30 protein-coding genes and 1 tRNA gene are annotated in these 21,983 nt (G+C 62.4%); 16 read left to right on the forward strand and 15 right to left on the reverse strand.

Going from position 1 to position 21,983, the window contains the following annotated elements:
• Positions 1-218: 218 nt before the first annotated feature.
• The 7 genes from CE453_RS07130 to denD all read left to right on the forward strand — a co-directional run bounded on the left by CE453_RS07130 (position 219) and on the right by denD (position 6,446).
• Entirely contained in the window at positions 219-2,057 is a 1,839-nt protein-coding gene (locus CE453_RS07130; protein WP_089177759.1) for an IlvD/Edd family dehydratase, read from the forward strand.
• 291 nt (positions 2,058-2,348) lie between these two features.
• Positions 2,349-3,188: an isocitrate lyase/PEP mutase family protein gene (locus tag CE453_RS07135; protein ID WP_089173950.1), complete on the forward strand. Its 840-nt coding sequence runs from the start codon at positions 2,349-2,351 to the stop codon at positions 3,186-3,188.
• Entirely contained in the window at positions 3,185-3,514 is a 330-nt protein-coding gene (locus CE453_RS07140; protein WP_089173951.1) for a hypothetical protein, read from the forward strand. Before CE453_RS07135 ends, CE453_RS07140 begins: the two co-directional genes overlap by 4 nt.
• The gene (locus CE453_RS07145) at positions 3,511-4,182 is read left to right on the forward strand and encodes a GNAT family N-acetyltransferase (protein ID WP_089173952.1); all 672 of its coding nucleotides are present in this window, start codon (positions 3,511-3,513) and stop codon (positions 4,180-4,182) included. The genes CE453_RS07140 and CE453_RS07145 overlap by 4 nt, the downstream gene beginning before the upstream one ends.
• 2 nt (positions 4,183-4,184) lie before the next feature.
• Positions 4,185-4,640, forward strand: coding sequence for a GNAT family N-acetyltransferase (locus CE453_RS07150; RefSeq protein WP_157732930.1), 456 nt, complete (start codon positions 4,185-4,187; stop codon positions 4,638-4,640).
• A gap of 15 nt (positions 4,641-4,655) precedes the next feature.
• Entirely contained in the window at positions 4,656-5,402 is a 747-nt protein-coding gene (locus tag CE453_RS07155) for an SDR family oxidoreductase (RefSeq protein WP_089173954.1), read from the forward strand.
• 63 nt (positions 5,403-5,465) lie between these two features.
• On the forward strand, positions 5,466-6,446 hold the full coding sequence (denD, locus tag CE453_RS07160) for a D-erythronate dehydrogenase (protein WP_089173955.1): 981 nt from the start codon (positions 5,466-5,468) through the stop codon (positions 6,444-6,446).
• A gap of 127 nt (positions 6,447-6,573) precedes the next feature.
• On the opposite strand, the gene CE453_RS07165 is transcribed toward denD, so the two are convergent.
• From CE453_RS07165 to rplU, 3 genes are all read right to left on the reverse strand, one after another.
• Complete coding sequence (locus tag CE453_RS07165; protein ID WP_089173956.1) at positions 6,574-7,266, reverse strand: GNAT family N-acetyltransferase; 693 nt, start codon at positions 7,264-7,266, stop codon at positions 6,574-6,576.
• A gap of 154 nt (positions 7,267-7,420) precedes the next feature.
• Positions 7,421-7,687 (reverse strand): 50S ribosomal protein L27, encoded by a 267-nt coding sequence (rpmA, locus tag CE453_RS07170; RefSeq protein ID WP_038363769.1) that lies wholly within the window; start codon positions 7,685-7,687, stop codon positions 7,421-7,423.
• Positions 7,688-7,855: 168 nt separating this feature from the next.
• Entirely contained in the window at positions 7,856-8,347 is a 492-nt protein-coding gene (gene rplU, locus CE453_RS07175) for a 50S ribosomal protein L21 (RefSeq protein ID WP_089173957.1), read from the reverse strand.
• A 293-nt stretch (positions 8,348-8,640) separates the two neighbouring features.
• Between rplU and CE453_RS07180 the strand changes: the two genes are divergently transcribed.
• The 4 genes from CE453_RS07180 to CE453_RS07195 all read left to right on the forward strand — a co-directional run bounded on the left by CE453_RS07180 (position 8,641) and on the right by CE453_RS07195 (position 10,611).
• A tRNA-Ser gene (locus CE453_RS07180) sits at positions 8,641-8,730 on the forward strand.
• 183 nt (positions 8,731-8,913) lie between these two features.
• Positions 8,914-9,192, forward strand: coding sequence for a hypothetical protein (locus CE453_RS07185; protein WP_089173958.1), 279 nt, complete (start codon positions 8,914-8,916; stop codon positions 9,190-9,192).
• A 152-nt stretch (positions 9,193-9,344) separates the two neighbouring features.
• Positions 9,345-9,794 (forward strand): NUDIX domain-containing protein, encoded by a 450-nt coding sequence (locus CE453_RS07190; RefSeq protein WP_089173959.1) that lies wholly within the window; start codon positions 9,345-9,347, stop codon positions 9,792-9,794.
• Between the two features lie 382 nt (positions 9,795-10,176).
• On the forward strand, positions 10,177-10,611 hold the full coding sequence (locus CE453_RS07195) for a Ros/MucR family transcriptional regulator (protein WP_282568775.1): 435 nt from the start codon (positions 10,177-10,179) through the stop codon (positions 10,609-10,611).
• A gap of 71 nt (positions 10,612-10,682) precedes the next feature.
• Here the strand turns inward: CE453_RS07195 and CE453_RS07200 are convergent, their stop codons facing one another.
• Positions 10,683-10,904: a hypothetical protein gene (locus CE453_RS07200; protein ID WP_089173961.1), complete on the reverse strand. Its 222-nt coding sequence runs from the start codon at positions 10,902-10,904 to the stop codon at positions 10,683-10,685.
• 661 nt (positions 10,905-11,565) lie between these two features.
• Between CE453_RS07200 and CE453_RS07205 the strand changes: the two genes are divergently transcribed.
• The gene (locus CE453_RS07205; protein ID WP_157732931.1) at positions 11,566-11,865 is read left to right on the forward strand and encodes a hypothetical protein; all 300 of its coding nucleotides are present in this window, start codon (positions 11,566-11,568) and stop codon (positions 11,863-11,865) included.
• A 5-nt stretch (positions 11,866-11,870) separates the two neighbouring features.
• Here CE453_RS07205 and CE453_RS07210 read toward each other — a convergent pair whose 3' ends face one another.
• Together CE453_RS07210 and CE453_RS07215 are read right to left on the reverse strand one after the other, a co-directional pair.
• Positions 11,871-12,125 carry a hypothetical protein gene (locus tag CE453_RS07210; RefSeq protein ID WP_089173963.1) on the reverse strand — a complete coding sequence of 85 codons (255 nt, stop codon included), beginning with the start codon at positions 12,123-12,125 and terminating at the stop codon, positions 11,871-11,873.
• A gap of 128 nt (positions 12,126-12,253) precedes the next feature.
• Entirely contained in the window at positions 12,254-12,520 is a 267-nt protein-coding gene (locus CE453_RS07215; RefSeq protein ID WP_472840980.1) for a con-10 family general stress protein, read from the reverse strand.
• Positions 12,521-12,882: 362 nt separating this feature from the next.
• On the opposite strand from CE453_RS07215, the gene CE453_RS07220 reads away from it, so the two are divergent.
• The 3 genes from CE453_RS07220 (at position 12,883) to CE453_RS07230 (ending at position 14,313) form a co-directional block, all read left to right on the forward strand.
• The gene (locus tag CE453_RS07220) at positions 12,883-13,383 is read left to right on the forward strand and encodes a YciE/YciF ferroxidase family protein (RefSeq protein WP_089173964.1); all 501 of its coding nucleotides are present in this window, start codon (positions 12,883-12,885) and stop codon (positions 13,381-13,383) included.
• A gap of 55 nt (positions 13,384-13,438) precedes the next feature.
• Entirely contained in the window at positions 13,439-13,864 is a 426-nt protein-coding gene (locus tag CE453_RS07225) for a low affinity iron permease family protein (RefSeq protein ID WP_089173965.1), read from the forward strand.
• Between the two features lie 146 nt (positions 13,865-14,010).
• The gene (locus CE453_RS07230; RefSeq protein ID WP_472840981.1) at positions 14,011-14,313 is read left to right on the forward strand and encodes a DUF982 domain-containing protein; all 303 of its coding nucleotides are present in this window, start codon (positions 14,011-14,013) and stop codon (positions 14,311-14,313) included.
• A gap of 55 nt (positions 14,314-14,368) precedes the next feature.
• Here CE453_RS07230 and CE453_RS07235 read toward each other — a convergent pair whose 3' ends face one another.
• Positions 14,369-14,785: a DUF1236 domain-containing protein gene (locus CE453_RS07235; protein WP_089173966.1), complete on the reverse strand. Its 417-nt coding sequence runs from the start codon at positions 14,783-14,785 to the stop codon at positions 14,369-14,371.
• Positions 14,786-15,047: 262 nt separating this feature from the next.
• Here CE453_RS07235 and CE453_RS28465 point away from each other — a divergent pair, with 262 nt between their 5' ends.
• On the forward strand, positions 15,048-15,293 hold the full coding sequence (locus tag CE453_RS28465; protein ID WP_157732932.1) for a hypothetical protein: 246 nt from the start codon (positions 15,048-15,050) through the stop codon (positions 15,291-15,293).
• Positions 15,294-15,325: 32 nt separating this feature from the next.
• Here CE453_RS28465 and CE453_RS07240 read toward each other — a convergent pair whose 3' ends face one another.
• The 8 genes from CE453_RS07240 to CE453_RS07270 form a co-directional block, all read right to left on the reverse strand.
• Positions 15,326-15,673 (reverse strand): hypothetical protein, encoded by a 348-nt coding sequence (locus CE453_RS07240; RefSeq protein ID WP_089173967.1) that lies wholly within the window; start codon positions 15,671-15,673, stop codon positions 15,326-15,328.
• Positions 15,670-16,005, reverse strand: coding sequence for a hypothetical protein (locus CE453_RS07245; protein ID WP_089173968.1), 336 nt, complete (start codon positions 16,003-16,005; stop codon positions 15,670-15,672). Before CE453_RS07245 ends, CE453_RS07240 begins: the two co-directional genes overlap by 4 nt.
• Entirely contained in the window at positions 16,002-16,175 is a 174-nt protein-coding gene (locus tag CE453_RS28470; RefSeq protein WP_157732933.1) for a hypothetical protein, read from the reverse strand. The genes CE453_RS07245 and CE453_RS28470 overlap by 4 nt, the downstream gene beginning before the upstream one ends.
• A 48-nt stretch (positions 16,176-16,223) precedes the next feature.
• Positions 16,224-17,027, reverse strand: coding sequence for a hypothetical protein (locus CE453_RS07250; RefSeq protein ID WP_089173969.1), 804 nt, complete (start codon positions 17,025-17,027; stop codon positions 16,224-16,226).
• 72 nt (positions 17,028-17,099) lie between these two features.
• Positions 17,100-17,387 (reverse strand): hypothetical protein, encoded by a 288-nt coding sequence (locus CE453_RS07255; RefSeq protein WP_089173970.1) that lies wholly within the window; start codon positions 17,385-17,387, stop codon positions 17,100-17,102.
• 117 nt (positions 17,388-17,504) lie between these two features.
• Positions 17,505-18,652 (reverse strand): IS3 family transposase gene (locus tag CE453_RS07260; RefSeq protein ID WP_089173036.1). Its coding sequence is split into 2 segments (ribosomal slippage): positions 17,505-18,403 and positions 18,403-18,652, totalling 1,149 coding nucleotides; the frame shifts between segments, so codons are not numbered across the junction.
• Positions 18,653-19,274: 622 nt separating this feature from the next.
• A complete protein-coding gene (locus CE453_RS07265; RefSeq protein WP_089173971.1) occupies positions 19,275-20,501 on the reverse strand; it encodes a tyrosine-type recombinase/integrase in 1,227 nt (408 codons plus the stop codon).
• A 344-nt stretch (positions 20,502-20,845) separates the two neighbouring features.
• Complete coding sequence (locus tag CE453_RS07270) at positions 20,846-21,874, reverse strand: efflux RND transporter periplasmic adaptor subunit (protein ID WP_089173972.1); 1,029 nt, start codon at positions 21,872-21,874, stop codon at positions 20,846-20,848.
• Between the last annotated feature and the right edge of the window lie 109 nt (positions 21,875-21,983).

A 21,983-nucleotide genomic window follows, 5' to 3' on the forward strand; every position in this document is an offset into this window, starting at 1 on the left:
GCGGCCTTCGGCCCCAGTCTTCGCCGCAAATGGCGCCGCGATGCAAGCCCGCGCAACTTTCCGCGCTTCGACCATGCAGAGCGCGCATGAAAAATAGTATGATTTATCGTGACGAGCCCCTTGCGGGCAGCGAGGCCGGACCGGATAATCGTCGCATCGTTCTAAAGAAAAGGGCGCTGCCGCAGGGTTTTGACGGCGGCGCGGGAGAGGAGCGTTCGATGGCGAAGACCCCGGAGAGCAACGTGGCCCCGAAACGCAAGGCGAAGCGGCGCATCAAGCCGGAACAGCTGCGTTCCAAGGCTTGGTTCGACAATCCCGCCAATGCCGACATGACGGCGCTCTATATCGAGCGCACGATGAATTACGGCCTGTCACGCGAGGAGCTGCAGTCGGGCCGGCCGATCATCGGCATCGCCCAGACCGGCTCGGACATCGCGCCGTGCAACCGCCATCACCTCGAACTGGCGCCGCGTATCCGCGACGGCATCCGCGAGATGGGCGGCGTGCCCTTCGAGTTTCCGATCCACCCGATCCAGGAAACCTGCAAGCGGCCGACCGCGGCGCTCGACCGTAACCTGCAATATCTCAGCCTCGTCGAGATCCTGTACGGCTATCCGATCGATGCCGTCGTGCTGACCACCGGCTGCGACAAGACCACGCCGGCGCAGATCATGGCCGCCGCGACGGTGGACATCCCGGCGATCGCCCTGCCGGGCGGCCCGATGCTGAACGGCTCCTTCCGCGGCGAGCGCACCGGCTCGGGCACGATCGTCTGGAAGGCACGCCAGATGATGGCGGCCGGCGAGATCGACTATAAGGGCTTCGTCGACCTCGTCGCTTCCTCGGCGCCATCGGCCGGCCACTGCAACACCATGGGCACGGCCTCCACGATGAACGCGCTGGCTGAGGCGATGGGCATGACCCTGCCAGGGGCTGCGGCAATCCCGGCGCCTTATCGTGACCGCTACGAGATGGCCTATCTCACCGGCAAGCGCATCGTCGAGATGGTCTGGGAAGACCTGAAGCCTTCCGACATCCTGACGCGCGAGGCCTTCGAGAACACCATCGTCATCAATTCGGCGATCGGCGGTTCGACCAACGCTCCGGTGCACGTCAACGCCATCGCCAAGCATATTGGCGTCAAGCTCGACAACGAGGACTGGACGAAGATCGGCTACGACACGCCGCTCCTCGTCAACATGCAGCCTGCCGGCGAGTATCTCGGCGAGGACTACTACCGCGCTGGTGGCCTGCCCGCGGTGATCGCGGAGCTGCTGGCCAAGGGCAAGCTCAAGCCGGCCATCACCGCCAACGGTCGTACCCATGAAGAGAACTGCGCCGGGGCCTTCTCGGGCGATCGCGAGGTCATCAAGGCCTATGACGAGCCGATGAAGAAGGAGGCCGGGTTCCTCAATCTCTCCGGCAACCTGTTCGACTCGGCGATCATGAAGACCAGCGTGATCACGCCGGAATTCCGCAAGCGCTATCTGGAGAATCCGAAGGACCCGATGGCCTTCGAGGGCCGCGCCATCGTCTTCGACGGGCCGGAGGATTATCACCACCGCATCGATGATCCGGCGCTCGCCATCGACGAGCACTGCGTCCTGTTCATCCGTGGCGTCGGGCCGATCGGGTATCCGGGTGCGGCCGAGGTGGTGAACATGCGGCCGCCGGATTACCTCATCAAGAAGGGCGTCACCGCGTTGGCCTGCGTCGGCGATGGACGCCAGTCCGGCACCTCGGGCTCGCCTTCGATCCTCAACGCCTCGCCGGAAGCGGCGACGGGCGGCGGGCTTGCCTTGCTCAAGACCGGCGACAAGGTGCGCATCGACCTCAAGAAGCGGACCGCAAACATCCTGATCTCGGATGAGGAGCTGGCCGAGCGCAAGGCCGCGTTCAAGGCGGCTGGCGGCTACAAATACCCGAAGAGCCAGACGCCCTGGCAGGAGATCCAGCGCAAGATCGTCGACGAGCTCTCCGAGGGCATGGTCCTCAAGCCGGCGGTCAAGTACCAGAAGATCAACAAGAAGTTCGGCGTGCCGCGCGACAATCACTGAGCGCGACCATAAATCCCGTGCGCGCGTCGGCACATGATGCCGCTGCGCAGGAATGGAGCCGCAGACGCGAAGGCGCCCGTCCTCAACCGCGACGGATGGGCGCCTTTCCGGGCAGACGATTCCCGCATCTGTGCTGCGGTACTCCGCGCCGCAGCATGTTCGTCTGAATGACACGCTATTCCGTCGGCGCAACGGCCCCTGCCGGCTAATGCGCACGGATGGGGCTGACAAATGGGCCGGCTCCCGACACTATGCCAGCCCGCAGCTCTGGCTGATCTGAAACGATTTAAAATGAGCTATTCCCCTCAAGTCGAAACCTTCCGCAAGCTGCACGAGGCCGGCTGCTTCGTCATGCCGAACCCCTGGGACTTCGGCTCCGCGCGCTGGCTGCGCGGGCAGGGCTTCAAGGCGCTGGCCTCGACCAGCGCCGGCTTCGCCTTCACGCAAGGACGCGCCGACCAGGACGTGCCGCGCGACATGATGCTCGCTCACATCGCGGAGCTGGTGAAGGCGGTGCCCGACCTGCCGATCAATGCTGATTTCGAGAATGGCTATGCCGATACGCCCGATGGCGTCGCGGCCAATGTGAAGCTCTGCGTGGCGACTGGCGTCGCGGGGCTCTCGATCGAGGATGCGACGGGGCGGGACGACGATCCGCTCTATCCGTTCGAGCTCGCGGTCGACCGCATCAAGGCGGCCCGCAAGGCTGTCGACGAGACCGGCTCCGGCGTGCTGCTGACGGCGCGGGCCGAATGCTTCCTGACCGGTCACCCCGAGCCGCTGAAGGAAGCGGCACGACGGATCGAGGCCTATGCGGCCGCAGGTGCCGATGTGCTCTATGCGCCGGGGCCGAAGACGGTCGACCAGATCAAGACGATCGTGGCGGCTGCGGGCGGCAAGCCGGTCAACTTGCTGGTCTATGGCGATTTCGGTCTCACCGTCGCCGATATCGCGGCGGCCGGTGGACGCCGCATCTCGATCGGTGCCGCGTTGGCGCGGGCAGCCTGGGCCGCCTTCATCGAGGCGACGCGGCTGATCGCAGAGGAGGGCAGCTTCAAGGGCTTTGCCGATAACGGGCCGTCCGCTCCCCTCAATTCCTTCTTCACGGACGATCTCAAGGCGCGTTCATGAGCGGCAGCTCGGTCCTGATCGCGCCGGAATGGCTCGGCCATAGCGGGCTTTGGCAGTTCGACGCCAAGGGCCGCCGCCGGGCCGTCGATGCCGAGGATATCGGGCTGTCCGAGGCGCTGGCCGACCGGCTCGAGACCTGGATGGACGCATTCGACGCCATCTATGACGAGGATGACGAGACCGCCTCGGATTTTCCCAACGAGGTCGAACGGCTGGCCTGGGAAGCCGAGGGCCATGCGATCGCCCATGCGGTCGCGGCCGAACTCGGTGCGGGCTGGGAGGTTCGGCAGGATTTGACCGGCTGGCGCGGGAAGGGAAAGCCATGACGTCGCTGCAAGACTGGAAGCCTGTGCCGTTTCCGCCGGCGAAGGTGCTGGAAGGGCGCTATTGCCGGCTGGAACCGCTGGACGTTGCGCGCCACCTCGACGACATCTGGGCGGCAGCGGCCGGCCACGATGCGATGTGGGACTGGCTGCCGGCCCGTCCGCCCAAGGACAAGGACGAATACCGCGCGCTGCTCGATTCGATGGTGGCCAAGGCCGGAATCGTGCCGCTCGCCGTGATCGACAAGGCCGACGGCAAAGCCAAGGGCCATCTCTGGATCATGGAGATCCGCCCGGAGAACGGCGTCTTCGAGGTCGGCTGGATTACCTATTCGCCGGCGCTGCAGCGCACGCGGGTGGCGACGGAGGCGATCTATCTCGTCGGCGACTACGGCTTCTCGCTCGGCTATCGCCGCTATGAATGGAAGTGCAACAACCTGAACGAGCCCTCGAAGCGGGCGGCCCTGCGTTTCGGCTTCCAATATGAGGGGCTGTTCCGCCAGCACATGGTGGTGAAGGGCGAGAACCGTGACACCGCCTGGTTCTCGATCCTCGATTCCGAATGGCCGGCGCGTGCACGCGCCTTCCGTGCCTGGCTTGCGCCCGAGAATTTCGATGCGCAGGGCCGGCAGAAGGCCTCCCTCGCCGATCTCGCCAAGGCCGGCGCCTGACGATGACGCCGCGCCGCGCCACGCCCGCCGATATACCCGCCATCGTCGCGCTGACGGAGGCGGCCTATCTGCCGAACGAGGCGATCATCGGCGTGCCTTCGCTGCCGCGCATCGCCGACTACAACGAGGTGCTGGCTGCGCACGAGGTCTGGCTCGTCGATGGCGACAGCGGCCTGGACGCTGCCCTGGTGCTCGAGGTCGAGCCCTCGGATTTCACTGTCTGGAGCATTGCCGTCGCGCCTGAAGCCGCGGGCCGCAAGCTCGGCGCGGCGCTGATGGCCTTCGCCGACGAGCGGGGGCGGGCGCTCGGCTATGATTCCGTCCATCTCTACACCCATGCGAAGCTCACCCAGCGCATCGGCTGGTATGAGCGCCTGGGCTTCACCATCACGCATCATGAGGACATGGCCGACCGGCGCCTCACCCATATGCGTAAGACGTTTTCTAAAGCCGGCTAAAAAGAGGACGAAAGCATGGCGGGTCGTTTGAAGGGCAAGGTCGCGGTCGTTACCGCAGCGGGGCAGGGCATCGGCCGTGCCATCGCGGAGGCCTTCGTCGCGGAAGGTGCTACGGTCTGGGCGACGGACAAGGATGTCGCGCTGCTCGAGGGCATTCCCAAAGCGAAGAAGCGCAAGCTCGACGTGCTCTCGACCAAGGCCGTCAACGCCTTCGCCGAGAAGGTCGGGCCGATCGATATCCTCGTCAACGCCGCCGGCTTCGTGCACCACGGCACGGTGCTCGATACCGACGACAAGGCCTGGGATTTCTCCTTCGATCTCAACGTCAAGTCGATGCATCGCACGATCCAGGCGTTCCTGCCGGGCATGCTGGCGAAGGGGGCCGGCTCGATCGTCAACATCGCCTCGGGCGCCGGCTCGGTGCGCGGCATCCCGAACCGTTATGCCTATGGCGCGACCAAGGCGGCGGTGATCGGGCTCACCAAGGCGGTCGCGGCCGACTACATCAAGAAGGGCGTCCGTGCCAACGCGGTCTGCCCGGGTACCATCCAGTCGCCTTCGCTCGACCAGCGTATCGTCGACCTCGCCAAGGCGACGAAGACAACCGAGGCTGCCGCCCGTCAGGCCTTCATCGACCGCCAGCCGATGGGCCGGCTCGGCACGGCGGAGGAGATCGCCTGGCTCGCGGTCTATCTCGCCTCCGACGAGTCGACCTACACCACCGGCCAGATCCATCTCGCCGACGGTGGCTTCGCGCTCTGACGCTAGGTTCGACATCGGGTCGCTTCGGCGGCCCGATGCCGCCAACATTCCAAGGAGGTAAGGGTGCATATCCTCGTTCTCGGCGGCGCCGGCATGGTCGGGCGCAAATTCATCGAGCGGCTGGCCCGCGACGGCGGCCTCGGCGGCAAGCCGGTCACCCGCGTGACGGCGCAGGATGTGGTGCCGGCCTCGCCGCCGCCCGCTGCACCCTTCGATTTCGAGACGGTCGTCTCCGACCTCTCCATCCCGGGCGAGGCAGAGAAGCTCATCGCGACGCGGCCTGAAGTCATCATTCACCTGGCAGCGGTCGTCTCCGGCGAGGCGGAAGCCAATTTCGACAAGGGCTACCGGATCAATCTCGACGGTACGCGCTATCTGTTCGAGGCGATCCGCAAGGCGGAGGGCTATACTCCGCGCCTCGTGTTCACCTCCTCCGTCGCGGTCTTCGGTGCACCGTTCCACGAGAAGATCGAGGACGAGTTCTTCACCACGCCGCTAACGAGCTACGGCACGCAGAAGGCAATCGGCGAGCTCCTGCTTTGCGATTATTCGCGGCGCGGCTTCTTCGACGGCGTCGGCATTCGCCTGCCGACGATCTGCGTGCGTCCGGGCAAGCCGAACAAGGCGGCGTCGGGCTTCTTTTCCAACATCATCCGCGAACCCTTGAATGGCGAGGAGGCGGTGCTGCCGGTCTCCGATCAGGTGCGTCACTGGCATGCCTCGCCACGCTCCGCCGTCGGCTTCCTGATCCACGCGGCGACGATGGACACCGCGGCCATCGGTCCGCGTCGGGCACTGACGATGCCGGGCTATTCCTGCACGGTCGCCGAGCAGATCGAGACTCTGCGCAAGGTCGCGGGCGAGAATGTGGTGAAGCGGATCAAACGCGAGACCGACCCGGTGATCGACAAGATCGTCGCGGGCTGGCCGCGCAACTTCAACCCGCAGCGGGCGCTGGCGCTCGGGTTCAAGGCCGAAGCAAATTTCGAGGAGATCATCCGCGTGCATATCGAGGACGAGTTGCATGGCACCTTCGTGAAGTGACACCGCCGGCCAGCGGCCGACTGTCTCAACGACACAAACGAGAAATGCCCGGCGATGAGCCGGGCATTTCGTTTAGAGGGAGCGGGAAGCAAGGACCGGATCCGACCGACCATCGCTTTCTCATTCATCAGGCCGGGCAGGGCTCGGCCTGTGACTGCGACTGCTGGAGCCGGGGCGGAAGCTCTGCCTCCGGCTCGTCGGCTGCCTCATCCGCCAGGCCGGGCGCATGGGCCCAGCCGCTGGCGCTCCAGCTCTTCAGCGCCGCCCAGGTCGAGCGGTCGAGCCGGAACTGCTCGCACGGGAAGAGCCCGCCGCGAGCCGGCAGCGACTTCAGGAACGAGCCTTCGGCACGGAAGCCGGACTTCTCCAGCACCCGCCGCGAGGCGGGGTTGATGACGCGCGTGTCGGCCTCGATCGCCGGGATGTCGACGAGCGAGAACAGCGTGTCGATCAGGCCCTGCACGGCCTCGGTGGCATAGCCCTTGCCCCAGTGCTGGGTGCCGAGCCAGTAGCCGACGAAGGGCACGCCGGTTGCCTGCCGGTGCGCGCCGATCATGCCGATCAGCTCGTTGGGCTTCGAGCGCGGGGTGATCGCCAGGGCGAGATGCTCGCCCAGGGCATTGCCCTTGCGCATCGCGAAGATGAAAGGCTCCACCGCCTCGGGCGGGTAGGGATGTGGGATCGATGCCGTCATCTCCGCTACCGCCTTGTCGCCAGCCTGGCGAAGGATGGCGTTGGCATCGGCCATGCGGGGCCAACGCAGCCAGAGACGCCGGGTCTCGAGCCGGAAGACATCGTCGCGGGTCAATTCGGGGAACATTGTGTCTCTCCGTCGGCGCAAACGAAAAAAGGGAGCTGGGACTTTGGTCCCATCTCCCCTTCGCTGACCTTCGGGAGACCCGTTTCGGGCCTTCAACCCTTGATCCGTTCGGTTCGATGGAACCGGCGGATCGAGAGATTTCCCTATCCGCCTTTTACTCTGCGGCCTCTTGGGCCGGGACTACGTTGACGAAAGCTCGGCCGAGTTTCGTCGTGAATCGGACGCGGCCGTTCGTCGTGGCAAAAAGGGTATGGTCTTTACCCATGCCGACATTGGCGCCGGCATGCCACTTCGTGCCGCGCTGACGAATAATGATGTTGCCGGCCACGACGGCCTGATCGCCAAAGCGCTTCACGCCGAGTCGCTTGCTTTCTGAATCGCGGCCGTTACGCGACGAGCCGCCTGCCTTTTTGTGAGCCATAACGCCCTACCTCAAAACTTGTCGTGTCTCTGTAACCCGAATCGGCGGCGAAGACCACCCGTCTCGGATACGAAATGCCGGAACACCATTCTGTCAGGAGTGACAGACCAGGGCGCGAGCCCCTGCAATGATGATCCGGCGTGGATATCGACGCCGGGAAACCCGACCTTAGGCGTTGGACGACTCGTCCTTGGCCGCCTTCTTGGCCGGAGCCTTCTTGGCGGCGGCCTTCTTCGGCTTCTCGGCTTCCTCGCCGGCCTCGGCCTTGGCGGCCTTCGGGGCAGCCTTCGCCTTGGCGGCGACCGGGGCAGCGGCGGCATCGGCCTTCTTCATCTCCGGCTTCTTGCCGCCGGTGAGGATGTCGGTGATGCGGATGACGGTCAGCTCGGCGCGGAAGCCGCGCTTGCGCTTGGAATTCTGGCGGCGGCGCTTCTTGAAGGCGATGACCTTCTCGCCACGGGCCTGCTCGACGATCTCACCGGCGACGGTGATCTCGGAGAGAGCCTTGGCGTCGAGCGTGGTCTTCTCACCTTCGGTGAGCATCAGCACGGAGTCGAAAGCGACGGTGTCGCCCGCGTTGCCCTCGATCTTGGCAACAGTGATCTTGTCGTTGGCGGCGACGCGGAACTGCTTCCCGCCGGTCTTGATGACTGCGAACATTTTGTCCTCCATGTTCGGCCCCGTCCTGTCACGGCCTCCGGAAGGCAGCCAGCGGGACGGCTTTTTGGCAGTCGGTTGCGTGGTCTGGTTTGCTCTTGCCAGCCCGCGACGCAGCGCACAGGCCAAAAGAGATCAGGCGCGAGTTTCCCCGCGCCGGACGGTGCTCGATAGTCGCATGACCTCGGCAGGTCAAGCGAAAGCAGCGGGGAATGGTGGATTTCTCCTGCCCGGGAGGCTTGCCCCCTGCGGGCGGCTTGTGTAGTAAGCACCCCGCTTCGACCGAAAGCGACTGCGGACAGGTGGCAGAGTGGTTGAATGCACCGCACTCGAAATGCGGCATACCTGCAAGGGTATCGGGGGTTCAAATCCCTCCCTGTCCGCCACTTATTCTGCTTAAGCAGTTGAAATTTAATTGAATAACCTCCGCCGAATGAGCGGCGCCCCACTATTTACCCCACCGCAAAATTTTCTTTGATCTTGCTGGGCTTTCAAGGTCCAGGAAGCGCGCTGCGGCCAATCCTGCCGATTGTCTGCCCGCGATGGAACGCTCTCGACGAAAGACCAGCATGGCTAAGCGCACGAAATCCAAAGCTCTCGATACCGAGTTCACGATGTTCGATGTCGTCTATGAAGACGGCTCGAGAACATCGAACCGGCGCGTTCCGACTGCACTGCTTGGCGGACTTGATGGTGATGAGCCAGCGCGAGCCGCCATTGAGGAGCAGGACCAGGCCATTTCTGAGAAGTCGGGCAAACCGCCGCTGGCTATTGCGACGCTCATTCGGTCAACAAAGGGGGCGGCGGAGCCAGTCAGGGATGATCGAAAGAAGCGGGGTTCGAAATAGCAGCCTTTTGAGTCGCACGGATCAAGTTGTCAGTGCTATCGGCCTTGATCAGCAGTCGCTGGTTCCAACGCGCTTTCAAAGCATCATTCAGCGCGGCCGCGGCTTTGGAGTGTGGATCATTCGCACCGGGGCTCGGCAATAGAAGGGAAGAAATGCCTGATCCAGTTTACGAGGCGAAATACGGCAAGGGACCGCACCTGACGGCTGACGCCGTGGTGTGGCATCGCGGTGAAATCGCGCTGATTCGGCGCAGGAGGGACGGTCTCTGGGCCTTGCCTGGCGGCTTCCTTGACGAGGGGGAGACCTTCCAACAGTGTGCGCTGCGCGAGTTCAAGGAAGAAGCTGGCATCGACCTGGAAGCGGGTGCTGACCTGATCAGTCGGATATACCAGCCGGTCGCATTCGATGCGGTCGATCGAGATCCGCGCAGCCGGATCATCTCGGGCGCGGTCCTAGTGGAACTGTCGGATCAAGCCGATCGCCCGGTTCTGATTGCTGGTGATGATGCTGACACCGCCGACTGGTTCGTTTCGGCGGACGTCCCACCGCTCTATGCCGACCACAACCGCATTATTGAGGCGCTCAACGCAATCTATCGCTGAATTCCCAGACTGCTCCTATCGGCAGCGAATCTATGAGATCCACGGCCGGAAATTCAGTAGTCCCCGGTCTCAAAGGCTATTGCCGCGAGAGCGGCTGATATTGCGGCAAATAGCCATTGGGCATCCCCCATCCAGACAACCGGGATTGTTGGCGAGGCTAACACCTCCGTGATTCCCACGGCCGAAAACAACGCCGACAGAAACGAAACGCGCCGCATCATCGCCTCCAATTTTTGGAGGCCCCAACGCTTAGCTAGCGGGCAAGTTCCATCAATTTTGAGATACCCGAGACGTGCTGTGATCTGCCCCTTGGTCACGTTGCGTTGTCGAAACTGTTTGGTATTACCTCCTGCGAGGGCAAGAACATTAGAAGGCGATTGCAGTGCCGCACGAAAATAGAAAGCATCTGGACCTGTCAGCTATGATTGTTGCTGCTTATGTCCAGCACAATCATGTCCCGCAATCTGAATTGTCCGGTTTGATTGAGCAGACGCATGCTGCTCTGAGGTCTATTGGCTCAGTGCCTCAACCAGCCAAACCAGTTCCTGCGGTACCAATTAGAAAATCGATCACGCCGGATTGGATCATCTGCCTTGAGGACGGACTGAAGTTTAAATCCCTTCGCCGTCATTTGAACGTCAAATACCAGCTGACGCCCGCTCAGTACCGCGAAAAGTGGGGATTGCCCCACGACTACCCGATGGTTGCTCCGAATTATGCTGAGATACGATCGAAGCTGGCCAAGTCGATTGGTCTTGGACGGGAACACATTGCACCGCCCGCGTCCGCGCGTCGGCGGAGTGCGTCAGCTTCCTAGCGGACAAGTCGCTGAGGACGTGAAGCTCCTGGATCGGAAAGCCCCGCCGGATGAGGCCGGCGGGTGCGACGTCAACTCAGCGCTGACTGACGATATTGAAGCAGGACGTTCTGCTTCAGATCCTCTTCATCGAGCGCCAATGGAGCGCAGGATGCCACGATATAGGCGATTTTCGTCCGCTCCCTCTCGTGGTCTGCCTCTGGAACGGAATGCCGCACCTCGTTCCAGACGGCTTCAAGCGCCGCATAGGCCCGAGCAAGGTCGGCCGGATCACTCAACGACGAAAACGGCATGTCTCCTTTCCCCTATCATGCCTACGACGGGATGATTTAGGAGTAACGGAACAACCTTCAAGACATTCGAAGCTCGCGACGCGCTTGATCTCTCTCTGCAGGGTTGAAGCCGCTGTAAGGCCAAGTCTGAATGAGAAGGCCCGGCCTCCGTGGGGAGTGCCGGGCCTTTATGACCGTCGTCGCGCGCAGCCGAACGGTCGCCACTAAACTGATGCTCTACCGCCCGATCAGCCGCGGCCGGTACATCCGCGGCTCGCATCCTGATCGGCGGTAGAAAGAGGGAGCAGATTGGAGGTCGGCTCCCTCAGGTGTGCGCCCGCAAATGGGGAAGCTGACGCGATTGAATAACCTCGATTGCGAAGGAACGGTTCCGACGCCGCCAACAATTCTCCGACCGAGCGGCAGGGGAACATCCAACCCTGTGCCGCATTTCGTGCGAATGCGAAGACGCCGTCCCCCAATCGAATTCTGGATCTGGCTCGTCGTCGCGGGGTTGATCGCAATTCTCGCCGTGTTTGCTCTTGCGCCGCCGGAGCCCACCTATGCACCGCAAACCGACCGTACCGTTGATGTCGGTTGACATGTCGCAACGTTAACCACGCACTATGGTCGATCTTCCAACCTCTCAATCCTGCGCGTTGCGTGGAGTTAGGCCTTCGACATGAAGCCTACCGTGGATGCCTATACGGTCGCTCTGCCCTGGTACGAGCGCGAGGATTTCGCCAAGCTGTGGGAGCTGGCGCATGACCGCGACGAGATGCCGTCCGACTATGATGATTGGCACCGCAATGCGGTGACCGTCATGAATGCCTGGCTCGCTCGCGGGCGGGCACTGGAAATTGTCACGATCCGCCCTGACGAATTCCTCGCCTGGCTCGCTGAGCGCGGCCTCCCCAACACGGCCGAAACACGCAGGCAATATGTCGAGGCGCTGGCTCAGCACTGCCACGACGTCGCTTGACGCAATCACGATGAAAAGCGGTCATCGCGCATACGGTCGAAACGCTTCATCACCATGAAAATCAGATTGTCGGGGTCATTCGTCGCAAGGGCGCAACTGACTACGATGTAGGTCAGACGCTTCCGATCGAGCGCTCGCCGATCCTTGGGAATGCTTCCGCGCAGCAGCGCCCACGATTTTTCTAGTGCAGCCTTTGCGCGAGCGACATCGGCCGCATTGCGCAGCAGGATGAAGGCGTCATCAGCGCGGTTCGAACCCATTGGCGCACAGGAAAATCGAACAAGACCGGCACAAAACGCAACGTGCGGCCCCGGGGTTCCGTCCTGCAGAGCAACAAAAAACCCGGCTCCTATCGGAGCCGGGCCCTGACTTCGGCAGGGAGACCTAGCTAACGCTGGCCGCCTTTCCTTCCTGCCTCGGCTGCCTTCTGTCGATCCTCGGCAAAGTTTCTCGGACCGCCGCGGTGGCCGGATGCCCCATGCTGCTGTCGATCGTTACTTGAAGCGCTCTGCTGCGAACGACCACCGTGGCTTTGTTCGCCACCACGCTTTCCTGCCTCGGATGCGAGTTCATGGTCCTGGGAGAAGCTCCGCTTTTCAGACGGAACACTCTGTCCGCCCTTGCGGGCGATGTCGTGCTGCTTGTCTTCGTCCATGCCGGCGAATCCGCGGCCTGACTGATTAGCCATCGTCTGACTCCATTTCTGGATTTTCAGGATCGTGGACGCGAATGCATCCACTGATGAACCAACGACGTCACTCTCCGACTGTTCCAGGAAAAGAGAGAGACCAAGGACACGGAGGGCATTGAGCTAAGTCACTCCATCCCTTCGTCAAATTCGGATCTACACCGGCTACGCTTCATAGGCGACTTGCGTCGGACGCAAACTGCAGGAGGAGCATTTTTGTTGGATCGGCTAAGCACCTCGCCAGGCGCCTCACGGCCCGTCGAACCGCTTCGGAACCTTAGCAATGCAGCATTGTTAAGAGGGCTTCACCCCCAACGAGGAGATGACCCATGGCGACCGAACCTAAGAAGCTCGACGACCTATTCCTCGATACCCTCAAGGACATCTACTACGCCGAGAAGCAGATCCTGAGGGCGCTACCGAAGATGGCGAAGGCGGCGAATTCCCCCGAACTGAAGCAGGCATTCGAAACCCATCGCGACCAGACCGAGGGGCACGTCGAGCGGCTTACGGAGGTCTTCGACATCCTCGGCAAGGCCCCTCGCGGCAAGACATGCGACGCCATTCTCGGCATCATCGAGGAAGGCAAAGGCATCATCGAGGAATTCGAGGGCAGTCCCGCTCTCGACGCTGGTCTCGTCGCGGCCGCGCAGGCCGTAGAGCACTACGAAATCGCCCGATACGGGACATTGAAGGCCTGGGCTCAACAGATGGGGCTCAAGGACGCCGTCAAGCTTCTCGATCAGACCTTGGGCGAGGAAGAAAAGACGGACCAGCTACTCACGAAACTCGGCACCACCTCCGCGAACAAGCAAGCTGTTGCGGCCTAATCGCAGCTTGGCGTTCGGCCTCAACCGGGCGCCAAGCAGGCCCAGAGGGCGAGTGATGCACGACTACACGAAATACCTGATCCATAAGAACAACCGCGCCTCGCTTTTTACGCGTTTGGCACAGACAGTCGCGACGTGGACTGGAAAGCCGGTTACATTCTTCGCTGCCGTGGTGCTCATCGTTATCTGGGGCGCCTCTGGCCCAGTCTTCGGCTTCAACGACACCTGGCAGCTCGTCATCAATACTTCGACCACCATCATCACCTTCCTGATGGTCTTCATCATCCAGAACAGCCAGAACCGCGACACCGCCGCCATGCAGATCAAGCTCGACGAGCTGATCCTGAAGCTGGAGGGCGCACGCGAGGAACTGCTCGATCTCGAAGAAATGGATGAAAAGGATCTCACATCGATCCGAGAGGATTTCTGCAGCCGCGCGACCAAAGCTCGGGCAAAAGGACAACGTCCGATCGGATCGTGAGAGCGCCCACCGGCAGAGGGAAACGACAAATACCAGACCCGAGACAGGTCTTGAAAAACTGAATCCCGAGCACCTAAATCGTCGTTTCCAGGCGCCTTCTTGGCTGCCCGGGACCAGACCCATGTTGCTTCGAGGAGAATGTGGCTATGGCAGTACTGCCTTCCGATGAGTTCGAACGTCCCGTCGTCATCCTAACCGGCTTGGGGCATCCGACGGCAGTGACCGGCGCAATGGACGCCTACATGTTCCTGGCGGATTGGCCGAAACATAAGCGAGATCCTGCCCACGAGCTGGCCACGAAGGCTTGCCTGGCTGCTGTGCGCGGCGAAATCGAACCGGAAACTGCCAAAGGGTTATTCGCCTCATGGGCGGAAAGACAGGACATCCTAGCACCCGATGTCGTGGCGTTCGGTGGCAGCAAGAGCAAAGGCTCGCACGGAACCGTTTGACGAAAATGCCCGGCCTCGCTTAGAGGCCGGGCGATTCTCTGCGGCCTGTCAGGGCTTATTCGATCACCTGGATGATCTTTCGAGTTCTGGGCTCTACAACGACGGTGTGGTCGTTGACCACCGTGTATCTGTACCCCTTGCGAGCGCCATACTCGGCCGGAATTTCGCGATAGGTCACGCCGCGCTCTGGCAGGACGGCCCCAACTCGGACCTCCTCGCGGTAGCTGTACGACGGCACCTCGTGTTCCCTGACATAGGTCTTGAAGCGCGGTGTTTGGCTACCGACGATAGCTCCAGCCACGGCGCCACCAACGGCACCCGCAGCCGCCCCGGCAGGGCCTCCAACCGCTGCTCCGCCAGCCGCTCCTCCGACAGCGCCGCCCGCAGCTCCCCCACGAGCGCCCTCCGGATTCTGGGCGAATGCCATAACCGGCAGCATCACAACAGCGGCAGCAAGAATGATCTTTCTCATCGATCGATCTCCTGGTTGCCCCAGCTGGACAAGAAAACCGCTCATGCACTCAGCAGTTCCGTTGCCGCCAAATCACCTTCGAAATGCCCGAAAAGAGCCCGCCGGCCGGAACCAGCAAAGACAACTGTATAGAGGAAACGCCCCAGGGTCGGACGACCTCGACGGAGCGAGGCAATCTAGCGGCCGTCAGTTTCTCGAACGGAACCCCGCCGTTGCCAAGCGGTTCCGCTATTGGCGCACCAGACCAGCTACGGAGGCACCAATGAAGCAGCTCGTAGCGATTGTAATTCTTTCGGCAGCTATCACGAGTTCGGTTGCGGCCGGTCCATCGTCGGACGAAGTGATGCTGACCGCTCAGCAATGCGCGGCGCTACCAGTGTCGGCTTATCAGGCCATCGCTCGGCTCGGTATTCAGACTGATGGATACATCACTACCCCTGATCATCCGTCGATGACGCTCACACCTGGGCAGGTCCGGTCTCTTCAGGTCGGAGATGGCGTCGATTGAGGCGGCGACGGACTCGGTAACGCCGCTAACCCTTACGCTCCCTGCGCTCCGGCTGTTAGACGCGGCACGGAAGGCTCGAAATCGCTATCGCTCCCCTCGTCATCGCACTGCGCGCCCTCGTCCTCGCAGACGACTTCGGCGTCGCAGCCGTCTTCCAATTCGGCGTCCCCGTCGATCGAGTCAGCAATGGCTATGAGGCAATCCACGATAATGCCGAGGCGTCGTCGTATGCTTCCGAGCGCAGCGGGGGTTTTGCCCAGCATGCCCGCGACCTCACGCAGGATGGTTTCAACGGCTGCCCGCTCGGCATCGGAAAGTGGCCCGTCTGCCTCCGAGAGCAGGACGGTCATGGGGATGGAGCGAAGATCAACCAGGCTCATTGCATCTGCTCCAACATGCGCTTGGCGTAGTGAAAGACCGCGATCAGGCCGCGCTCCCCATCGTCCAGCACTTCCGGGTTCTCGGGGTCGTTGAGGTTGAGATGGTCTCCGTCCGCTTCCAGCATGACGGTCATCATCGCCAGCAGCGCGGCCGGCGTTGTCGGCTCGGTTTTGTAGATATCTCGGAGCGACACATGGGCGGGGCCGATGGTTACCTTGGCAGCGGCATCGCGAGCTGCGTCATCCTCGATATCGCAGGCCGCCATGAACGCTGCCCACAGCGGGCGCCAACGCTCGATCGCTGCGAAGACAGGATCGGGATGTGTCGTCATCGGCGTGGCTCCCAAGGAATGACCCGGCGCCCGATGACCAGTTCGCCGTCGACATAGACGACCGGCAGATGGCCATAGAACGAGAATGTCGGGAGGCTGACGGGCTTCACGCCGTAGGAGCGTGCGGGCTTGCCCTTGCCGCGGCGGCTATTGATCCGAATGGGGCTCATGCGAGAGCACTCCTCAAAGAAGGGAGGGGGTAGGGGTCCATGCGGCTGTCAGGCAGCCGAGCCGGCAATGCGAAGGATTGCGGCGGCCAGCCGTGCGGCCCAGCGCTCCCGGCTGCCTTCGATGGCCATCACGTAGGCCGGCATCTGGCGAGTGGCCTCGATGGCCTGGGCCTGAATCATCACGCCGGCCATCGTCTGGGCCTCGTGCTTCATGATGGCGGTTACGTGCTGGTTCAGCGCATCCTCGGCCGCGGTAAGACGTTTCCGGGCGGGCTCGTACCCTGACGCCTTGAGCACGCTGGTGAACTCGCCGTGGTACCGTTTGGCGAGTTTCAGCGCGGCCTCTTCCTGAGCGAGATTCACGCGCAGCTTGCCCATCCATCTTTCGTGGCGAGCCTGCCCGGAAGCGGATTTGAAGCGGGGCGGCTGGGCGAGATATTCTTTCGTCCACGTAACTTTGTGCTCAGCACCTTCGACTGTGAGGACGCCGTCGCGATTATCGTCGCCCCAGTGCCGGGCGGCGCCGTCCAGGCGTTTCTCCCAACTCCCCCGGTCGTCAAACGAGTGTCGCTTGAACTTGATCTCCGCTGGGACGGCGGGGAGCTTCGGGTCCCATTCGGCGTAAATCTTCGCCAGCTCGTCGCGAGCAGTCCGCTGCGCGTTCGCGATGGCTTCCGTCAAATCCCCGAGCTGCATGAGCGCCGGGTCTTCCGTGGGTGCATTCTCGCCGGCCAAGGCAACAGGGCCAGCGGCAGCGGTGGATGCGGCGGCAAGCCCGAGGAGCATGCGGCGGCGGTCGAAGAGGGCAGAAGACAAGCCGGCAGCGGCTGCCCGAACGGTGGCGTTCAGCATTGGGAGGTTCTCCAGCGATTGAAAGTTGGTCGTTTCGGCGCCGATAGGGCGCCTTCGGGGTTGCCGGTTCGATCAGAACCGTTCGGGCATCTCTTTGCGGACCGCTGCGAGCGCTACGTCGGTCACGTCCTGGGTGCATTCCAGATCCCAGCGGAGGAGAGCGCAGGCCCGGCCCTCGGCTTGGCTCTTCGTGACCGCCCGCGCATCGCGAAGCCGATCCATCACGTTAAGATGGCGCTCCACCAGAATATCGGTGATGTCGTCGATCTCGCTGCCGGCGGCATTCAGGACGCCACGCTGCTCCTCCATCCGGCTCGTCGAGGTGAAGGCGTTGGCGATAGTGACGAGGGTATCAAGCACGTTGGCCAGCGCGATCAGGTCAGGAACTGTCTTCGCCCTGTCTTCCAGCAGATCAGCGGGGCTGGCTGAGACAGTCGGATTGCCGACTGGCCTGCTGCCGGTTTCGTGGACAGTCGGTTAAGCTAATCCCACCTTCTTTTCGAACTCGACCGGGCTGATGTAGCCGATGGTCGAGTGTCTGCGAACGGCGTTATAGAACCGCTCGATGTAATCGAACACGTCGGCACGAGCATCGTCGCGTGTTCGGTAGACCCTGCCTCTGATCCGCTCGGTTTTGAGCGAGGAGAAGAAGCTCTCCATCGCGGCATTGTCCCAGACATTGCCCGAGCGGCTCATCGAGCAGGTGACGCCGTTGTCGGCCATGAGCTTCTGGAACTGCTCGCTGGCATACTGGCTGCCCTGGTCCGAATGGTGCAGCAGGGCATCCGGCTTTCCCCGGCGCCAGATCGCCATCATCAGCGCATCGGTCACGAGTTGAGCGGTCATCTCGGCCTTCATCGACCAGCCCACCACCCGGCGGGAGAAGAGGTCGATGACGGCCGCAACGTACAGCCAACCCTCCGCGGTCCATATGTAGGTGAAGTCCGCGATCCAGCGCTGGTTGGGCCGTTCGGCGTGGAACTCCCGGCCGAGCGTATTCGGGGCGATGGCCGATCGTTGGCCATCATCCTTGGGCAGGCTGCGCCGACGCGGCCTGGCGCGCAAAGCTTGTGCGCGCATCAGCCGTTCGATGCGATGCAGGCCGCAATCGATGCCTTCCGCCAGCACGTCCCGCCAGACGCGCCTGGCACCATAGGTGCGATCCGAACCAAGGAAGCTTGCCCGGACCCTGGCGCCAATCTCCGCGTCGTCGCGCGCACGCCGGCTCGGCGATCGGTTGAGCCAGGCATGAAAGCCCGAGCGCGACACATCCAGCGCTTCGCAAAGCCACGCCACCGGCCAGATCCCCCGGTGCTTCGCAATGAACGTGAACCTCATGTCACGTCCTTCGCGAAGTAGGCTGCGGCCTTTTTTAGAATATCGCGCTCCGCCTTGAGCTTGGCCACCTCCCGCCGCAGCCTCTCGATCTCAAGCTGCTCCGGCTTCATCTGACCGTGGCCGGGAAAGGCCTGCGCAGGATCGGCAGAAAAGAGCTTCACCCATTTGCGCAGCTGGTTCTCATGGACATCCAGGTCCCGAGACGCCTGCGCCACACTCACTCCGCGATCCTTGATCAGGCGGACCGCCTCGATCTTGAACTCACGCCCAAACTGTCTTCGCCGCATACGCCACCTCCGGTTTCATGAAACACCTAATCTCGGTGTCCACGAAACCGGCAGCAGGCCACTTCCGGTCGTTCTTATCGTGGATAATCCGTCTGGCTTCCGACCATTCGGCGTCCGTAAAGAGATAGACTAGGTCTTGCTGCCTTCCGAGATCTGCAATTTGAGGGATCGGCTCGGCCACGGCGAGCTGACCTAGGGAAGCTAGGCTGGAGCCAAGCCTAGAGCCAAGTGGACCAAGGGCAGAGACCTGCTGCCGTGGATCGTGGCCGAGCGATGGTTCATAAGAACCATGAGTCTCCTTAAGGGTGCGATGGACGATATTCCTCCAAAACCTATCAACGCCATCAATCGAAGCTGGTGGTAGAGGATCGGCTTCCTCAAGGAATTCAGCGATTTTCCACTCGATCCCAAACATTTGTCGGCCGATGCGGTCAATCGCTGGAACGGTAAAGAGCAGGCCAGTTGGCTGGTTGGGCCAACTAGCTTCGTTCGTCCAAAGCAATTCGGGTCGTGTTGTTACCATTCTCGTCGCACCCCGCGACGCACCTGAGTGTAGGACGGGGAAATCAGGTGGTGCGCCCTGACTTGTCGGCTGGCCGGCCTATCCCCGCCCGTTTCGGACCTATCCTGCTTGTGCGCGGATTGGCGTCACGTTGTCTGCCTTGGCTTTTGCAGTGCTGAGATACCCGGCCCACGCGTCCATGAGCTTCCGCCGCTTCATCAGCGCATCACCGCGCCGATAAGCGCGCTCAGTTTCGTCACCGACGACATGCGCCAACGCGGCCTCGGCAATCTCACGTGGGAAGGACGTGCATTCGCCCGCCCAATCGCGGAAAGAGCTGCGGAAGCCGTGCGGCGTGAATTGCTCTTTGTCCATCCGCCGCATGAGCATGAGAATGGCGTGGCTTGATAACGGCCTGTTCTTCCGGGCGCCGGGAAAGACGAAGTCATTCTCGCGCGCCTGGTGCATGGCGCGGGCAATATCGAGAGCGCGGGCCGTCAACGGCACACGATGAATTCGCTCAGCCTTCATTCTGGCCGCCGGCACGGTCCAGATTCCGCGATCAAGATCGACCTCATCCCAGGTCGCGCCGCGAACCTCGCCAGTTCGAGAAGCCGTGAGGATCAGGAACTCCAGGGCGCGGGCGGCAATCGCATCACGCTCGCGCAGATCCTTCACGAAGGCGGGAACATCGTCATAGGCCATGGCGGGATGATGCCCGCGTGCGAGCCTTGAGCGCTTGGGCAACAATTTGTCGAGATGACCTCTCCAGCGAGCAGGATTCTCGCCGGTTCGTTTTCCTTTGGCCTTCGCGGCATCAAGGATGCGTTCTATCCGGCCGCGGACTCGGGACGCCGTTTCCTGCTTCGTCTTCCAGATCGGCTTGAGCACGTCCAGCACATGCTCCGTCCCGACCTCGTTAATGGAAAGAGGCCAGAGGCACGCAGCATGCGTCTTGAGCGATGATAGCCACTGCGCCTGATGCTTGGTGTTCCGAAATCCCGATCTGATGTCCTCGATCAGAATTTCTGCGAATTCCCCGAAGGTAGAGACAGCGTTGCGGCTCGCCTCTGCTGCGGCTTCCTTTCTCGCCTCAATCGGATTTGTGCCGGCGTCCAGAAGCTTTCGTGCTTCGGCGGCTTTGTCGCGCGCGTCGGCCAGGCCGACGGCACTCAGGCCGCCTAGCCCCATCTCCTTGCGGCTCCCGCCCCATCGAAACATGAAGAGCCAGCGCTTGGCTCCGCTCGCATCGACGACGAGATAAAGCCCGCCGCCGTCGCTATGACGCCCTGGCTCGGTCAGCGTCGCGACACCGCGAGCGGACAGTTTGTTGATTTGGCGGCCCACCGGCTACCCCACCTTTAGCCCCACCGGGCGGTGGTCATTGTGTGGCACGGCATGACAGGTTCAGGCAATGGTTTCCCGTTCTGTTCCGCATGGTTTTCCACGAAATGCAGGTGCCGTCGTGCCGTGGCAGTTCAATTACGCGGACTCCCTGTCCGCCATCATCCCGCCAAGGGATTGATTCTCCAGAGAACTCAGTCAAACTCGGAATGCGCGCGCATCGGGCGGATGAACGGTACGCGATGGCATATGTCTGACGAACTGCAGGGCGTTGGCCCGTAAACGGGCAGGATAGGACGGCCTCGGCGCGCATTGCCGGGTAGGGGCCTTCAGGTACTGCGACGCAGCTACTTCTTTGTCGACCTGTCGCCAGCTGCCAAGGTCGGGGGCGCATCGGGAATCTGCGTTGCGAATGTGACTTTGCAACGGATACCTGCCGGCAGCGTCAATTGCGGGTTCGGCAAAGCCAGGCGCACGCCGAATGTCCCGCTTGCCGCGTCGAGCACATGATCGACCACGGTCACGAGCGCATCATGGACGCCGCCGATCGGCTGTTCCGGACGCACCTCGGCCTTGCTGCCGACAAGGATCTGCCCGAAGCGAGCGGAGGGCACGAAGACTTCGACCCTCAGTGGATCGATCTGCGCCAGCGTGAGAACCGGACTCTGGTCGTTGCGATATTCGCCCGGAACGAGGAGGCGCTCGACCACCACACCGTCGATCGGGCTTCGCAGCGTTCGCTGGTTCAAGACCTCTTCCGCATGGGCCACTTCGAGACGGGCGATGCTCAGATTGAGGCGCGCCTCCTTGAGTTGCTGCTCGGCGACGCCGACCTCGGCCTCGATTTCTTCAAGCGAGGCAAGCGAACTGATCGCCCGGCTGTGGAGCTTGTCCAATCGATCATACTTGCTGCGCAGGAACTGCACGCGCGCTTCGGCCGATTTGACGGCCGCGTCATTGGTTGCCCGAGCACGTGCGAGCGCCAGGTTCGCCACTTCGACGCCATCCTCGATCTTGCCGACGACCTGGCCCTTCCGGACGATATCGCCCCGGTCGACATCAAGGCGCGCGATCAATCCGACCACAGGGCTCGCAAGCTTGACGACCTGTTGCGGCTCGATCACGCATTCGAATTCCTGTGCATTGGCGGGCGGCGCTGCCGGCGCCTGCGCCCAGGCAGGAGAAGCTGTCAGGGCGAGGCACAGCGACCACCACGCATACCATGCAGTGCGGTGCATTCGCTGGAATTCGTGGAAAGCTCGTCCCCTCGATGTCACCATGGGTAACCTGCGCAGCTTTCGATCGGCTTCGCGCTTCGAAGCCCTGACGGGGCACCACCGCCCTACAGCACATGACGCCTCTTTTTTTTGACTCATTCAAGCAGCCGGACCTAAGGTAATCTGCCGGATTTCCGGAGCACGGTACCGTAATCGCAGATAGATTATCGATTTCGCGGCAAGATCAGGCTGAGGGGCGGCGTGGCTA

The sequence above is a fragment of the Bosea sp. AS-1 genome (assembly GCF_002220095.1).
In the GTDB taxonomy this organism is placed as follows: Bacteria; Pseudomonadota; Alphaproteobacteria; order Rhizobiales; family Beijerinckiaceae; genus Allobosea.

What these genes read in the sequence shown, in the direction of transcription:
- CE453_RS07130 (WP_089177759.1), top strand. Translation starts at nt 219, where the DNA reads ATGGCGAAGACCCCGGAGAGCAACGTGGCCCCGAAACGCAAGGCGAAG.
- CE453_RS07135 (WP_089173950.1), top strand. Translation starts at nt 2,349, where the DNA reads ATGAGCTATTCCCCTCAAGTCGAAACCTTCCGCAAGCTGCACGAGGCC.
- CE453_RS07140 (WP_089173951.1), top strand. Translation starts at nt 3,185, where the DNA reads ATGAGCGGCAGCTCGGTCCTGATCGCGCCGGAATGGCTCGGCCATAGC.
- CE453_RS07145 (WP_089173952.1), top strand. Translation starts at nt 3,511, where the DNA reads ATGACGTCGCTGCAAGACTGGAAGCCTGTGCCGTTTCCGCCGGCGAAG.
- CE453_RS07150 (WP_157732930.1), top strand. Translation starts at nt 4,185, where the DNA reads ATGACGCCGCGCCGCGCCACGCCCGCCGATATACCCGCCATCGTCGCG.
- CE453_RS07155 (WP_089173954.1), top strand. Translation starts at nt 4,656, where the DNA reads ATGGCGGGTCGTTTGAAGGGCAAGGTCGCGGTCGTTACCGCAGCGGGG.
- CE453_RS07165 (WP_089173956.1), bottom strand. Translation starts at nt 7,266, where the DNA reads ATGTTCCCCGAATTGACCCGCGACGATGTCTTCCGGCTCGAGACCCGG.
- rpmA (WP_038363769.1), bottom strand. Translation starts at nt 7,687, where the DNA reads ATGGCTCACAAAAAGGCAGGCGGCTCGTCGCGTAACGGCCGCGATTCA.
- rplU (WP_089173957.1), bottom strand. Translation starts at nt 8,347, where the DNA reads ATGTTCGCAGTCATCAAGACCGGCGGGAAGCAGTTCCGCGTCGCCGCC.
- CE453_RS07185 (WP_089173958.1), top strand. Translation starts at nt 8,914, where the DNA reads ATGGCTAAGCGCACGAAATCCAAAGCTCTCGATACCGAGTTCACGATG.
- CE453_RS07190 (WP_089173959.1), top strand. Translation starts at nt 9,345, where the DNA reads ATGCCTGATCCAGTTTACGAGGCGAAATACGGCAAGGGACCGCACCTG.
- CE453_RS07200 (WP_089173961.1), bottom strand. Translation starts at nt 10,904, where the DNA reads ATGCCGTTTTCGTCGTTGAGTGATCCGGCCGACCTTGCTCGGGCCTAT.
- CE453_RS07205 (WP_157732931.1), top strand. Translation starts at nt 11,566, where the DNA reads ATGAAGCCTACCGTGGATGCCTATACGGTCGCTCTGCCCTGGTACGAG.
- CE453_RS07210 (WP_089173963.1), bottom strand. Translation starts at nt 12,125, where the DNA reads ATGGGTTCGAACCGCGCTGATGACGCCTTCATCCTGCTGCGCAATGCG.
- CE453_RS07215 (WP_472840980.1), bottom strand. Translation starts at nt 12,520, where the DNA reads ATGGACGAAGACAAGCAGCACGACATCGCCCGCAAGGGCGGACAGAGT.
- CE453_RS07220 (WP_089173964.1), top strand. Translation starts at nt 12,883, where the DNA reads ATGGCGACCGAACCTAAGAAGCTCGACGACCTATTCCTCGATACCCTC.
- CE453_RS07225 (WP_089173965.1), top strand. Translation starts at nt 13,439, where the DNA reads ATGCACGACTACACGAAATACCTGATCCATAAGAACAACCGCGCCTCG.
- CE453_RS07230 (WP_472840981.1), top strand. Translation starts at nt 14,011, where the DNA reads ATGGCAGTACTGCCTTCCGATGAGTTCGAACGTCCCGTCGTCATCCTA.
- CE453_RS07235 (WP_089173966.1), bottom strand. Translation starts at nt 14,785, where the DNA reads ATGAGAAAGATCATTCTTGCTGCCGCTGTTGTGATGCTGCCGGTTATG.
- CE453_RS28465 (WP_157732932.1), top strand. Translation starts at nt 15,048, where the DNA reads ATGAAGCAGCTCGTAGCGATTGTAATTCTTTCGGCAGCTATCACGAGT.
- CE453_RS07240 (WP_089173967.1), bottom strand. Translation starts at nt 15,673, where the DNA reads ATGAGCCTGGTTGATCTTCGCTCCATCCCCATGACCGTCCTGCTCTCG.
- CE453_RS07245 (WP_089173968.1), bottom strand. Translation starts at nt 16,005, where the DNA reads ATGACGACACATCCCGATCCTGTCTTCGCAGCGATCGAGCGTTGGCGC.
- CE453_RS28470 (WP_157732933.1), bottom strand. Translation starts at nt 16,175, where the DNA reads ATGAGCCCCATTCGGATCAATAGCCGCCGCGGCAAGGGCAAGCCCGCA.
- CE453_RS07250 (WP_089173969.1), bottom strand. Translation starts at nt 17,027, where the DNA reads ATGCTGAACGCCACCGTTCGGGCAGCCGCTGCCGGCTTGTCTTCTGCC.
- CE453_RS07270 (WP_089173972.1), bottom strand. Translation starts at nt 21,874, where the DNA reads ATGAGTCAAAAAAAAGAGGCGTCATGTGCTGTAGGGCGGTGGTGCCCC.